Origin of the sequence: Lacrimispora xylanolytica (assembly GCF_026723765.1) — a bacterium.
GTDB classification, from domain to species: Bacteria; Bacillota; Clostridia; order Lachnospirales; family Lachnospiraceae; genus Lacrimispora; species Lacrimispora xylanolytica.
In genome coordinates this window covers 2,909,925-2,923,884 of the sequence record NZ_CP113524.1, presented here as the reverse complement: position 1 = coordinate 2,923,884, position 13,960 = coordinate 2,909,925, and the positions used below count along the sequence as shown (strand labels likewise).

The 13,960-nt window shown below is 40.2% G+C and carries 9 protein-coding genes; 7 read left to right on the top strand and 2 right to left on the bottom strand.

The window, feature by feature from the left end; genetic code table 11:
* Positions 1–156: 156 nt before the first annotated feature.
* The 4 genes from vanG to OW255_RS13700 all read left to right on the top strand — a co-directional run bounded on the left by vanG (position 157) and on the right by OW255_RS13700 (position 7,648).
* On the top strand, positions 157–1,206 hold the full coding sequence (gene vanG, locus OW255_RS13715) for a D-alanine--D-serine ligase VanG (protein WP_268114364.1): 1,050 nt from the start codon (positions 157–159) through the stop codon (positions 1,204–1,206).
* Positions 1,203–1,970, top strand: a complete 768-nt coding sequence (locus OW255_RS13710) for a M15 family metallopeptidase (protein ID WP_035317553.1) — start codon at positions 1,203–1,205, stop codon at positions 1,968–1,970. Before vanG ends, OW255_RS13710 begins: the two co-directional genes overlap by 4 nt.
* A complete protein-coding gene (vanT, locus tag OW255_RS13705; protein ID WP_268114363.1) occupies positions 1,963–4,104 on the top strand; it encodes a serine racemase VanT catalytic subunit in 2,142 nt (713 codons plus the stop codon). Before OW255_RS13710 ends, vanT begins: the two co-directional genes overlap by 8 nt.
* A 457-nt stretch (positions 4,105–4,561) precedes the next feature.
* A complete protein-coding gene (locus OW255_RS13700; protein ID WP_331485632.1) occupies positions 4,562–7,648 on the top strand; it encodes a glycoside hydrolase family 48 protein in 3,087 nt (1,028 codons plus the stop codon).
* Between the two features lie 146 nt (positions 7,649–7,794).
* Here OW255_RS13700 and OW255_RS13690 read toward each other — a convergent pair whose 3' ends face one another.
* Entirely contained in the window at positions 7,795–8,034 is a 240-nt protein-coding gene (locus tag OW255_RS13690) for a hypothetical protein (RefSeq protein ID WP_024835188.1), read from the bottom strand.
* Between the two features lie 194 nt (positions 8,035–8,228).
* Between OW255_RS13690 and OW255_RS13685 the strand changes: the two genes are divergently transcribed.
* Both OW255_RS13685 and OW255_RS13680 read left to right on the top strand, forming a co-directional pair.
* On the top strand, positions 8,229–8,948 hold the full coding sequence (locus OW255_RS13685) for a glutamine amidotransferase-related protein (protein WP_268114362.1): 720 nt from the start codon (positions 8,229–8,231) through the stop codon (positions 8,946–8,948).
* A gap of 100 nt (positions 8,949–9,048) precedes the next feature.
* Positions 9,049–11,361, top strand: a complete 2,313-nt coding sequence (locus OW255_RS13680) for a beta-galactosidase (RefSeq protein ID WP_268114361.1) — start codon at positions 9,049–9,051, stop codon at positions 11,359–11,361.
* On the opposite strand, the gene OW255_RS13675 is transcribed toward OW255_RS13680, so the two are convergent.
* Entirely contained in the window at positions 11,358–12,242 is an 885-nt protein-coding gene (locus tag OW255_RS13675; protein ID WP_268114360.1) for a LysR substrate-binding domain-containing protein, read from the bottom strand. The two genes, OW255_RS13680 and OW255_RS13675, sit on opposite strands and share 4 nt — an antisense overlap.
* A gap of 147 nt (positions 12,243–12,389) precedes the next feature.
* Here OW255_RS13675 and OW255_RS13670 point away from each other — a divergent pair, with 147 nt between their 5' ends.
* Positions 12,390–13,946, top strand: a complete 1,557-nt coding sequence (locus OW255_RS13670) for a nitrite/sulfite reductase (RefSeq protein ID WP_331485631.1) — start codon at positions 12,390–12,392, stop codon at positions 13,944–13,946.
* The last annotated feature ends 14 nt before the right edge of the window (positions 13,947–13,960 follow it).

The window sequence follows — 13,960 nt, the reverse complement described above, 5'->3', positions numbered from 1 at the left end:
CAATAGAATTCCATATGGGGAAACGAATAAACAGCACTCTTGTTATTGATACAATTATTGTGTCAAAGCAAGGGTGTTTTTTTATGTAACAGAAAATAACGCCCAGAGGAACGGGGAGCACATATCACATACAAGGTCATAAAAAGGAGAATTGCAATGGAAAAGAAAAAAATAGCAGTCATTTTTGGAGGGAATTCCTCGGAATATAAGGTGTCACTTCAATCGGCAGCCTCTGTATTTGAAAATATAAATACAGAAAAATACCAGATCATCCCAATTGGAATCACAAGAGATGGTGAATGGTTTCATTATACAGGAGATTACGAAACGATAAGGAACGATACGTGGTTTTATGAACCACAATTTTTGCATCCCGTGGTGGTTTCTCAGAATCCTTCGGTCAAAGGTTTTTTAGAATTTTTTGAAGACAGTTACACTGTTATGAAAGTTGATACAGTCTTACCAGTGTTACACGGAAAAAATGGAGAGGACGGAACCGTACAGGGATTATTTGAATTGGCTGGGATTCCCGTTGTTGGCTGCAATGTGCTTTCTTCCGCGCTTTGCATGGATAAAGACAGGGCGCATAAACTGGTTGGGCTTGCAGGCGTATTGGTGCCAAGGTCCATTACCTTTCAATATCTTGAGATGGAAGCAGCTTTAAGGAAAATATCAGCTGAATTAGCGTATCCGCTTTTTGTTAAGCCAGTCAGAGCAGGTTCCTCATTTGGAATCACTAAAATATATAGTCAGGGTGAATTGCATAGAGCAGTAGAGATTGCCTTTAAACATGATAATGAAGTAATTGTGGAAGAAAATATAGATGGCTTTGAAGTTGGCTGCGCTGTATTGGGAAAAGAAGATTTGACGGTTGGCAGAGTTGATGAAATAGAGCTGACCCAGGGATTTTTTGACTACACTGAAAAATACACCTTGAAAAGCTCCTTCATCCATATGCCTGCAAGAATTGATTTTGATACTGAAAAAAGGATACAGGAAACAGCAAAGTTAATATACAAAGTACTTGGCTGTTCCGGATTTGCCAGAGTGGATATGTTCCTTACTCCTTCCGGGGAAATCGTATTTAATGAAGTGAACACAATCCCTGGTTTTACCACTCATAGCCGTTATCCCAATATGATGAAAGGAATCGGGTTGTCTTTTCCTGAAATGTTAGACAAGCTGATCGGGTTATACACTTTATGATAAATACCATTGGATTGCCAAAAGAAAAAATATATACCGGAAACCTAATTCTTGTAAATGGTGCTTCTCCCCTGCGTTCATCTAAGGAAAATGAGCTGCAGCCGGTTGATAGCAGATACCCCCATATCCTTATGGGGCGGGAAGCCGTTAATGCACTGCATTTGGTTTGGCAAAAGATAGGCTGTAAGGACGAGATTGTACCGGTAAGCGGCTATCGTGCGGCAGCGGAACAAACCGAGATATATGATAACTCCTTACAAGAAAATGGGAAAGAATTTACTGAAAAATTCGTTGCGCTGCCTTATCACAGCGAACATCAAACCGGACTTGCCATAGATTTAGGGCTTAATAAAGGCGATATCGATTTTATCTGTCCCGAATTTCCCTATGAGGGTATTTGCAATGAATTTCGAAAAACAGCCTTGCAGTATGGATTTATCGAACGATACCCCAAAGGAAAGGAAAGAATCACCGGTATTGGTCACGAACCTTGGCACTTTCGTTATGTAGGCCATCCTCATTCCGAGATTATGTACAATCACGGGTTCGTACTGGAAGAATATCTGGAGTACATGAAGCAGTTTTTATACAATGAGACGCATGTAAAGATAAAGAATGTAAGCGGAGAATGGGAGATCTTTTATTTACCGGCGAATTTAACAGGCGAGACAACATTAACAATGAGAAACGATGTCATTTATCTGGTATCCGGAAACAATGTAGACGGATTCATCGTGACAATGTGGAGGAATACAAGTGAATAACAGGAAACATTATGTAGGCATTGATTCTTTCCGGTATGTAGCAGCGCTTTTAGTTATAGCAATCCATACCTCACCCTTGTCTACTTATAGTGAAATGGGAGATTTTATATTAACACGGCTGATTGGCCGAATGGCGGTACCATTTTTCTTTATGGCATCAGGATTTTTTCTGATATCAGAATACACATATAGTGGAGATAAGCTAAGAACATTTGTAAAAAAGACATCAGTCATTTATGGACTGGCCATTGCAGCTTACATTCCATTGAACATATATAATGGCTATTTTGCCATAGAGAATCTATTTCCTAATATAATCAAGGATATTTTCTTTGATGGCACGCTGTATCATCTCTGGTACCTTCCTGCCTCTATCATGGGAGCAGTCATTGCGTGGTATCTGGTAAAAGGGCTTGGCTTTAAGAAGGCATTTATGGCTGCTATGGTACTCTATGTCATAGGATTGTTTGGAGATAGCTATTATGGCCTTTCTGAAAAGCTGCCATTTTTTAAAGGCTTCTATGGTTATCTGTTTCAAATATTTGATTATACAAGAAATGGTATTTTATTTGCTCCCATCTTTTTTGTGCTGGGAGGGATCCTCGCCAGAAATCCTATTCGCAGCTCTTGGAAAACGAGTCTGGTTAAATTTATGTGTTCATTTCTTCTGATGCTTGGTGAAGGGCTTTTGCTGCATCAACTTGGTTATCAAAGGCATGACAGCATGTATGTGATGCTGATACCTGCGATGTATTATCTGTTTTCTTTCTTGCGCTCCTTTACTGGAAAACAGCTCTTATCTCTTAGAACGGCTCCTCTTATCCTATACATCATTCACCCTATGATAATTGTCATGGTTCGAATGGCAGCTAAAATGATGAGATTACAATGGGTCTTTATTGAAAACAGTATGGTTCATTACTTGACAGTCAGCGTTTGTTCCATTTTCTTTTCCCTATTCCTGGCTCTGTTTATACAAAAGATCAGGAATAAAGAAAAACTACAAGATAAAAAAGCAAAAGCCAGAGCCTGGATAGAAATCAGTTTAAATAATATAGAAAACAATGCAAAAGAGCTTCAAAGCCAGATGCCTGAAAACTGCAATCTGATGGCGGTTATAAAAGCGAATGCCTATGGACACGGTGCATTTGCCGTATCGACTCATCTGGAAAAAACAGGAGTCAAATCATTTGCGGTCGCTACCATAGACGAAGGAATTGAATTACGAAAATATGGAATACGAAGTGACATTCTGATACTTGGATATACAAGCCCTCTAAGAGCGAGGGAGCTTTATAAATATCGACTTACTCAGACATTAATCGATCATCCTTATGCCATACTTCTTAATGAGCAAGGCTGCAAGGTGAGCGCTCATATTAAAATCGATACAGGAATGCACCGTCTTGGATTTGATGCTTCTGATCACGAACATGTCATAGACGTGTTTAACATGAAACATATAAATGTCACTGGGATCTACACTCATTTGTGTGCATCTGACAGTCTTTCCCCAGAAGATATAATGTTTACAGAAATACAGATAAAGCGGTTTTATCAGCTCGTAGACATCATTGAGAATTCAGGTTATAAGTGCCCTAAAATACACATTCAAAGCAGTTATGGTTTCCTTAATTACCCGGAACTTAAATGCGACTTTGTGAGGGCAGGCATATCTCTCTACGGAGTATTAAGCAGTTCCAGTGATCCAATAAAAACACAGCTTAATTTACACCCTGTTCTTTCATTAAAATCCAAAGTAGTTCTTTTAAGAAAGGTAACTATAGGGGAAGGTGTGGGATATCATAGAACCTTTGCCCCAGCCAAAAACAGTACCATAGCTGTCATACCAATTGGATATGCAGATGGATTGCCAAGAAATTTATCATCTGAAAGCAGACATGTGCTTATCAATGGGAACCTGGCGCCGATTGTAGGACGTATTTGTATGGACCAGCTAATGGTTGATGTAACGGGCATAGAAGATGTGACAGTTGGTGATATTGTAACATTCATCGGTGAAGAAAATGGTAAGGCGTTGCTGGCACCTGTGATTGCTGACAATGAGGGCAGTATATCCAATGAATTGTTCAGCCGAATGGGTACAAGGTTAGAAGTTATAACAGTAGAATAAATCCTTATGATCAGGCCATGGCCTTTGCAGGTGTTTATGGTAAAGTGTGTTGAAAATTACGAACAGAATCGGATTTATTACATACAATTAACATATTAATAATAAAGTGATAAATTAATATTGGATAACAAATGAATGAGTTAAATAAATATTAGATAAATGGTTGAATAATATTAAATTTCAAAGACAATCATAAGCCATAATGTATGTATTTATCCGTATATTTTTAAATTGCTTCATGAGACGAATAAAACACTTAACATATACAAAAATCAGACGCAAAAATATGGACAAGAAAGGAGCAAGAGGTTTTCAATGGAACTTTCAATTCACTCGGATAGATGGATGTTCTCCTGTAAAAAACGAAAAAAGGAGGGTGAGAGGTGAGGGGTGTTACGCAGGTAAGGATCCGGCTGACGAAGGAATTGTTAGATAAAAACTAAGAGGAGGTTACAGTATGATACATAAGGAATTATTTAAAGGCAATAGGCCAACTTGTAAGGTTCATGTTCATGCTTTCTTAACCAGAGAGAGGAGGAAACGAATCGCTAAGCTTTTGATAGCAGCTATGGTGTTACCGAGCATGCTGACCACAGGCTTTGGACCAGCGATGCAAAGTAATGCAGCAGAAAGTAAGGCAAAAGGCACAGACGAATATCAAAACAGGTTCCTGGAACTAAGAGAAGATATTGTGGATCCGGAAAATGGGTATTTCAGCTCTAAGGGGATTCCATACCATTCTATTGAGACTTTGAACGTGGAAGCTCCTGATTATGGACATGTTACTACCAGCGAAGCGTTCAGCTATTATATTTGGCTGGAGGCTATGTATGGTAAATTCTCAGGAGATTTCAACGAATTCAAAACAGCCTGGGACAAAGCAGAAACATACATGATTCCAACGGATAAAGATCAGCCAGATTCCAGTATGAGCAAATATCAGGCCAGCAAACCCGCTACCTATGCTCCTGAGTTTGAATTACCGGACAAATATCCTGCACCATTGAATTCCGGTGCAGCGGTTGGTGTCGATCCCATTAACAGTGACCTTGTATCTACCTACGGCAAGGGCACCATGTATGGAATGCACTGGCTGTTAGATGTTGATAACTGGTATGGTTTTGGAAGCAGAGCTGATGGTGTGACAGCTCCATCCTATATCAATACATTCCAGAGAGGAAAAGAGGAATCCGTGTTTGAGACGGTTCCGCAGCCATGCTGGGACGCTATGAAATTTGGCGGCAAGAATGGGTATCTTGATCTTTTTACAGGAGACAGCAACTATGCAGCTCAGTTTAAATATACAGATGCACCAGATGCAGATGCCAGAGCCATTCAGGCTACTTACTGGGCAGACGAATGGGCGAAAGACCATGGCGTTAACCTTGGAACTTATAACAAGAAAGCCAGTAAAATGGGTGATTATTTAAGATATGCCATGTTTGATAAATACTTCCGCAAAATTGGTGCTCCGACTGTTGCCGGTACCGGATATGATGCAGCTCATTATCTGATGTCCTGGTATTATGCATGGGGTGGCGGAGTAAACGCTGACTGGTCATGGAAAATCGGTTGCAGCCATAATCACTTTGGTTATCAGAACCCAATGGCAGCCTGGATTTTATCAGAAAATAATGATTTAAAACCTCAATCCCAGAATGGAGCCAGAGACTGGGAAAAGAGTCTTGACAGACAGCTTGAATTCTATCAGTGGCTGCAGACCTCTGAAGGTGCAATTGCAGGTGGAGCCAGCAACTCTTATAATGGCCGTTACGAAACATGGCCGGCAGGAACATCTACCTTCTACGGTATGGGCTATGAGGCCAACCCTGTTTATGCAGATCCGGGAAGCAATACCTGGTTTGGATTCCAGGCATGGTCCATGCAGCGTGTCGCTGAATTATATTATAAGACGGGAGATACCAGAGCAAAAGACCTTCTGGATAAGTGGGTAGGCTGGATTAAGACAGTAGTAAAACTGAATAGTGATGGTACCTTTGAAGTCCCAAGCGGACTTGACTGGTCCGGACAGCCAGATACCTGGACCGGAACTTACACTGGAAATCCTAATCTCCATGTAAAAGTTACTGGTTACAGTGCAGACCTTGGTGTCTCTGGTTCTCTTGCAAATACGTTACTGTACTACAGCAAAGCATCAGGCGATGACGAAGCTAGAGTGCTGGCTAAGGAACTGTTAGACCGTATGTGGACATTATACAGAGATGATAAGGGACTTGCAGTACCAGAGAAAAGAGCTGACTTTAAGCGGATCTTTGATCAGGAAGTCTTTATCCCAGCCGGCTGGTCAGGGAAGATGCCTAATGGCGATGTAATTAAACCTGGAGTTAAATTTATTGACATTCGTTCCAAGTACAAAACTGATCCAGATTATCAGAAGCTTCTCACTGCTTATAACAATAATACACCTGTGGAATTAACTTACCACCGCTTCTGGGCACAATGTGATATCGCTATTGCAAATGGCGTTTATTCTCTCCTTTTTGGTGATGGCAATGAGCCCGTAAATAATTCTGCAATTACTCCAATCACAGCAGTCTTTGATAAGAATCTTACAAAGCAAAAAGATATATCTGTAGAACTCACCTTAAATGGAAATACCTTTACTGGAATTAAAGATGGAAGCACTGTTTTAGCGAAAGGTACCGATTATACTGTAACTGACAACACAGTGAAATTATCCAAAGATTATTTAGCAGATAAGAGTGTTGGCGAATTAAAGCTTACCTTTGATTTCTCTAAGGGTGTTGATCCTGTACTTACCGTAACCATTACGGATACGACTCTTGGCGGAACCATTACGCCGACCACAGCCACGTTTGATAAGAATATTGAGAAGCAGGCGGATATTGAAACTACATTGGATGCAGCTGGCCATACACTGAAAGGCATTAAGCTTGGAAGTCAGCAGCTGGTTGAAGATGAGGATTATACAATATCTGGAAGCACCATCACATTCTTAAAAGAATCACTGGCTAATCTGAAAAAAGGAACCTACAAAATAGTATTTGATTTAAGCGCAGGAACCGATCCGGTGTTGACTCTGACTGTAGTAGATACCACCATTTCACAGGGTAGTATTAAGGTACAGATGTTTAATATAACAACAGCAGAGCAGAGCAATTCTTTGAGCCCGAAATTCAAGCTCGTCAATACTGGTACAGAAAGTATCGATCTCTCTGAAGTGAAACTCAGATATTATTACACCGTGAATGGAGATGTAGGACAAAACTTCTGGTGTGACTGGTCCTCCATTGGCAGCAGCAATGTAACAGGATCCTTTGTTAAGATGTCAAATGCTGAGACAGATGCAGATCATTATGTGGAAATCGGATTTACATCTGGAGCAGGCAGTCTGGCAGCAGGACAATCCATAGAGATACAGACAAGAATAACCAAAACGGACTGGACAACTTATGATCAGTCAGATGACTATTCATTCGCAGGTTCCGGAAGCGGCTATGCGGATTGGTCAAAGGTTACAGCATATATCTCTGACAGCTTAAACTGGGGAGAGGAACCGTAATTTTTTTAGGATTCATGTAAGCAATAGTACTTGTATGTAAAGGAAAGAGCCAGCATATCGACAAACCGATTTTCAGTGGATATGCTGGCTATGATGAGTCAACCTTCAATTATAATTGAAGGCTGGCTTTTTTATTAGTTACGTATCTATTTCCAGTTGGAAAGCCATGATTTATCATTTGCAATAGCGGTTACTATTTCTTCACCAGATTTGAAATTGTCAAAGGTTCCGTTGTTAATCTCGGTAATAACGTTACCTAACAGATTTTCATAATAAGCTTCCGGTGTTATTTCGGTTGTAGTCTGGTGAAAATGCTGTTGAGATTCAGAAGATGCAATGCGTGCATATTCGTCTTTTACCTGGGAAATGAGTTTATCACGATTCATATAATTTGCTCCTTTGCATAGATCTTTATTTTACTCTTGCCATTGTCAGCGTTATTATTTACAGGCAAAGTAATTTTATGCAAAAGGTTTTCATCTTACCTATTAATAAAATATTATGAAAAAAATTTATAGAAAAAATATCAAAATTTATTGGTATGTGTTATGATACAATAAAAATGAAAGGGGTATTTAGGGTGCACATACATTTTATTATACACGAAGTTTTCGAAGGACCGGGAGCGTTTTTAACATGGGCAAAGATGAGAGGACACAGCATTGGTTATTCAAGGGTATATAAAGGTGAACCGCTTCCCCTTTCATTCGAGCAGATTGATTTATTAATTGTAATGGGTGGCCCTCAGTCACCGAGTACGACAATTGAGATGTGTCCTCATTTTGATGGGGCCGCAGAAATAGCCTTGATTAAGAAGTGCATTGATGTAAATAAGGCAGTGATTGGTGTATGCTTAGGAGCCCAGCTGATTGGCGAGGCATATGGTGCAAGGTGTGAAAAAAGTTCTGAAAAAGAAATTGGCGGTTTTCCCGTCTTTTTAACCGAAGAAGGTAAGGATCATAGATTCTTTTCCCACTTTGACAATGGCTGCATGGTGGGGCATTGGCATAATGATATGCCGGGGCTGACAGAAAAAAGCCAGGTAATCGCTTACAGCGAAGGCTGCCCCAGGCAGATAATACAATACGGTACGTTTGTTTATGGGTTCCAGTGTCATATGGAATTCACTCATGAACTGGTAGAACTTCTAATCGAACATTCAGAAGCTGAGCTACGAGAAGATAAGGAAAGAAAGTTTGTTCAGCAGCCAGATGTATTAAGGAACAATGATTATACAACTATGAATGATAAATTATATGTTTTCCTGGATTTGCTTACAAAGGAATATTTACATCAATAATGTATCATGACAATTAAAAGCCGTCTCAGGTAACGCTGGGGCGGTTTTTCGTCTTGTCACCATTTCCATGATATTATTTCAGCGGCAAAGGAGTAAAACAATGAACAATTACATCATTTCGTTAAAAAATCACAGGGATAAAAACATTTATCAGCTTTCAGATAATTTTAGTGGCAGTGATTCCCAGGGAAATGTAATATCGTTTACAAACTATTACATGGAGATGAATGGAGTGCCCTTCTTTGGAATCAGTGGTGAATTTCATTTCAGCCGCTGTGATGACACATATTGGGAAGATGAGATAATCAAGATGAAAATGAACGGAATCAATATCATTTCCACTTATGTATTCTGGATTCATCATGAGGAAGAAAAAGGAGCATACCGATTTGAGGGAAGGCGTAATTTATGCCGTTTTATAGAATTATGCAAAAAGCATGGTATGTTTGTCATCCTCCGGATTGGACCATTTGCCCATGGAGAGGTGCGCAATGGGGGGCTCCCAGACTGGCTTTATGGGATGGATTTTGAGGTGAGAAGTCTTGATAAGGGGTATTTGCTCTATGTGCAGCGTTACTTTGAAAAGCTGGCAAAACAATTGGAAGGGCTATATTATAAAGATGGAGGTCCTATCATAGGTGCTCAGATTGATAATGAATATCAGCATTCTGCAGCCGGCTGGGAAATTACAACAGGAGTTTCCGATGAATGGATTCCCACAGGGGCCGATGGAGACAGCTATATGGTAAAAATAAAGGAACTAGCAAAAAAGGCAGGAATCCAGGTTCCCTTCTATACCTGTACCGCTTGGGGCGGTGGGGCAGCGCCTGTGAAGGAGATGCTGCCTCTTTGGGGAGGATATGCTTTCTGGCCCTGGATTTTTTACTCCCATAAAGGCGAGCATCCGGTAACTCCTGAATACATCTACCGGGATTATCATAACAATAAGGTTCCCAAAACGTATAATTTTGAACCCTTCTACCAGCCGGAAACCATGCCTTATGCATGCTGTGAGATGGGAGGAGGTATGATGTGCAGTTACCATTACCGTTTTGTACTTCCCTTTGAAAGCGTGGATGCCATGGCAAATGTAAAACTGGCTTCTGGCTGCAACCTTCTGGGATATTATATGTTCAGGGGAGGAACGAACCCAAGAGGACAAAGGACTCCGTTTTTAAATGAAAGCCAGGTTCCTAAGTTGTCTTACGACTATCAGGCAGCAATTGGAGAATACGGTCAGAAGCGGCCTTCCTATGACAGGCTGAAGCGAATTCATTTGTTCATTCAGGAATGGGGAGAAAAACTATGCCACATGAAGACTTACCTTCCGGAGCATGGAGAGGAAATAGCGCCTACTGATGTAGAGACCCTTCGCTTTGCAGTGCGGTTTGATGGAACAAGCGGCTTTCTATTCTTAAACAATTATCAGGACCATGTAAGGACGAAAGAGAAAAGGGGCTGTAGGGTCACTGTCCAGATGAGAAATGAAGAAATTACGATTTCTGATATATCCCTGGCTTCTGGAGAAAATGCGATTCTTCCCTTTGGAATGGATATGGAAGGCATTCTATTAAAATATGCAACGGTACAACCACTGACTATCATCAGAGAAGAGGGCGTTTCTACCTATTTCTTCTTTTCACCTGAAGGATTAAAGCCCCGCTACGTGTTTGACGCTGAAACAGTAAAAGGAGTGGAAGGAGAATACAGGCAGGAAGAAACGGATAAAACAGTGGAAATCCATCCAAAGCAGGATGAAATCGATGTATTTTTTGTAGAGGGAATGAAATCTAAGATCAGGATTGTTACTCTGAGGGCAAAAGAGAGCTTGCGCTTTTATAAGATTCATTTAAACGGAAAGCAATTAGCCGTTTTAACAGAAGGAACTCTTCTTAAGGACGGTGAAACACTTCGTATGGAATCAGAAAGAGAAAAAGAATCCATTTATTTCTGGCCGGAAGTGAACTTAGAGGCGGTTAAGGCCACAAAGCCCATTGGAATTTTCAAAGGCTTTCTCCTAAGCAGAAAGAAAAAAGAGTTACCTTTAGACGTAAAAGAGATTGGACCAGCGCGATATACCATACAGGTACCGGATCATTATATGGATGGAGTCAAAGAAATGATTCTGGCAATCCAATACAGAGGAGATATCGGCCAGCTTTTTATAGATGGAGATATGATAGCCGATAATTTCTGCAACGGTGAGGTGTGGGAGACGGGGTTAAAGCTGTTGGAACATCGTCTGGCAGGTGAAAAATTAACTCTGCGAATCACTCCCATAAAAGAAGGGAGCCACATCAAAGTGGACTCCACAATGGCAGCCAGAAAGGAAGAGGTGGATTCCGTGGTTGCCAGTGTGGAGAAAATCCTGTTAAAACCTGTCTATGAATACCGGATCGATATAAAAGTCTAAATAGGTCCCTCCTGCTGATGCAGGCGTTGAAGAAACAATTCTACTGCTTTTGGTAAATTATTTTCATGGATGAGATAGGAGAAATATCGATAGTATTGATTTTCCAGAGGAATTATTTTAACCTCATTATTTTTCATAGCCTCGTCTACAACTAAGGAGGATATGAAGCTGATTCCCATATGGTTTTTTACGGCTTCTTTAATGGAGTAATTGCTCCCCATGGTGATTAGATTTTTGGGCGATATGCCATAGCTGTTTAAAAATATATTTAGATTCTCTCCGGTGCCAGAGCCCTTTTCCCGGTGTATCCAGGTTTGATTTGACAAAGCTGTTTTTAGCTGGGCGCTTTTATCATACTGAAATGAAACGGGAGCGACTATGACCATAGCATCCTTATAAAAATTGTGATGGATATAATTTTCTACAGGCACAGTGCCTTCAATCAGAGCAATGTCTATATCATAATTTTTAAATTTCTCATAGATGTGCTCCGTATTTTCTACAGTCATGTCAAGTTTTATGTTTGGATATAGCTTCATGAACTCACTTAATATAGAAGGAAGAAGAAATTCTCCAATGGTCATACTGGCCCCGATCCGTAACGTTCCGCTGGGAGAATGGTCGGATTGCAGAAGTTCTTCTTTTGTTTCTTCTAAAACAGATAAGATCTGCTTCGCACGCTTATACAGTAAGTCCCCCTGGGCAGTGATAAAAATACTTCTTTGTTTATTAGAGCGTTCAATGAGTTTTGTTTGAAAGTATTTTTCCAGGTTAGAGATATGAAGGCTTACGCTGGGCTGAGATATATTGATTGCAGCGGCAGCTTTGGTAAAGCTTTTTTTATCAACAACAGCAAGAAAGGTTTTTAATTCTTCTATCAAAATAGTTACCTCTTATTTTTCTCAATGATTGGACATAATGCATTAGAAATATTAATGGGTATAATAAAAAATAAATATTATACTTATTGGTTTAAACACAGTATACTATATACAAGGATATCATGCAATCAGTATAAGGAGTGGTGAATGGTGAAGACATTAGATGAAATATTATTGGGTGAAATTGATGGTTTTAGAGAATTAGGTCATAAATTCCTGACAGGTGAAGTAAGCAAGATGGATTTTAAAGGAGCCTCCGGCGGCATGGGAGTATACGCCCATAGAAATGGCAAGGAATGTATGATTCGATTTCGAATCCATTCCGGGATAGCCGAGATTCATGCTCTCCAGTTTATTTATGATTATGCTGCAAAATATGGGGGAAAGGATATCCATCTTACAACACGTCAGGCAATCCAGCTTCATGGAATTAATATAGATCAGGTTTGTGAGGTTATGGAAGCGGGGATAAAGCGGGGAGTCTATACGAGAGGCTCCGGCGGTAACTTTCCAAGAAACGTCGCCATATCTCCCTTGTCCGGTGTGGAAAAAGGAGAAGCATTTGATGTATCTCCTTACGCATTGGCTGTGGGAGACCATTTCCTGCAAAAGATTTATACCTACAAGCTTCCAAGAAAATTAAAGGTATCCTTCTCAAACAATGCAGAAGATGAGTCACATGCAGGGGCGGTTGATTTGGGATTTGTTGCTGTAATAGAAGATGGTAAGGAGTATTTTAAGGTTTACGTGGCAGGCGGACTTGGAAGAAATTCAAAGCTTGGATTAGAATATCCAGAATTGATTCAGCCAGAAGATGTATTATACCATGTGGAAGCAGCTACACGGATTTTCATGAGTGAGGGAGATTATCAGAATAAAAATAAAGCTCGCATGAGATATATTGTGGATCGAATGGGAGCAGAAGAATTTATGAAATGCTATAAAGAGCATTTAAAAGATGTGAAAGAGAAGGAAGTTCTTACGCTTTCCATCGACAAGAAGGATTACAACAAGGCAGGCGTAAAAACAGACGTTAAAAGCAGTCGTTTGACAGAACAAAAGCAGGAAGGATTATACTGCGTCTATGTTCATCCAGTTGGAGGCCAGTTATCACTAGATGATTTAAAGCTTATGATAGAATTATTAAAGGATATTCCGGAAGCCGAGATGAGACTTGCAATGAGCGAAGGCTTTTATATCAGGAATTTAAACGGACCGGAAGCAGAAAAAGTCTTAGACCTTACAAAGCATATTGGTGGAGAGACCCGTTTGGAGAGATCTGTTGCCTGTATTGGCGTACCTACCTGTCAGATCGGGATTTTAGAAAGTCAGGAAACATTAAAAGAGGTAATTGCCTATTTTAAGGAAAAGAACTTTACAGAGGATGTCCTGCCTCAAATACATATCTCAGGCTGCCCTAATTCCTGTAGTGCCCATGAAATCGGAGTCATTGGCTTTTGCGGGAAAAAGCTGAACGTACAGGGAGAAGTAAAGGATGCCTTTGAATTGCATTTAGGAGGAAAGCTTGGTGTGGGTGAAGCAAAGCTGGCTGATTACTGCGGAGACATTACAAGGGAGAACCTTCCTGAATTTTTATATGAGATTGGTTTAGACCTTATAAAGACAAAGAAGGAATTCTATCACTGGCTGGAAGATTGCAAGCCGCAGGTTGAGGGAATTTTAGACAGATATATGATAAAGTAAGGAAAAGATGAATG

Coding starts and splice junctions, on each gene's coding strand:
- vanG (WP_268114364.1), top strand. CDS start 157: ATGGAAAAGAAAAAAATAGCAGTCATTTTTGGAGGGAATTCCTCGGAA.
- OW255_RS13710 (WP_035317553.1), top strand. CDS start 1,203: ATGATAAATACCATTGGATTGCCAAAAGAAAAAATATATACCGGAAAC.
- OW255_RS13700 (WP_331485632.1), top strand. CDS start 4,562: ATGATACATAAGGAATTATTTAAAGGCAATAGGCCAACTTGTAAGGTT.
- OW255_RS13690 (WP_024835188.1), bottom strand. CDS start 8,034: ATGAATCGTGATAAACTCATTTCCCAGGTAAAAGACGAATATGCACGC.
- OW255_RS13680 (WP_268114361.1), top strand. CDS start 9,049: ATGAACAATTACATCATTTCGTTAAAAAATCACAGGGATAAAAACATT.
- OW255_RS13670 (WP_331485631.1), top strand. CDS start 12,390: ATGGTGAAGACATTAGATGAAATATTATTGGGTGAAATTGATGGTTTT.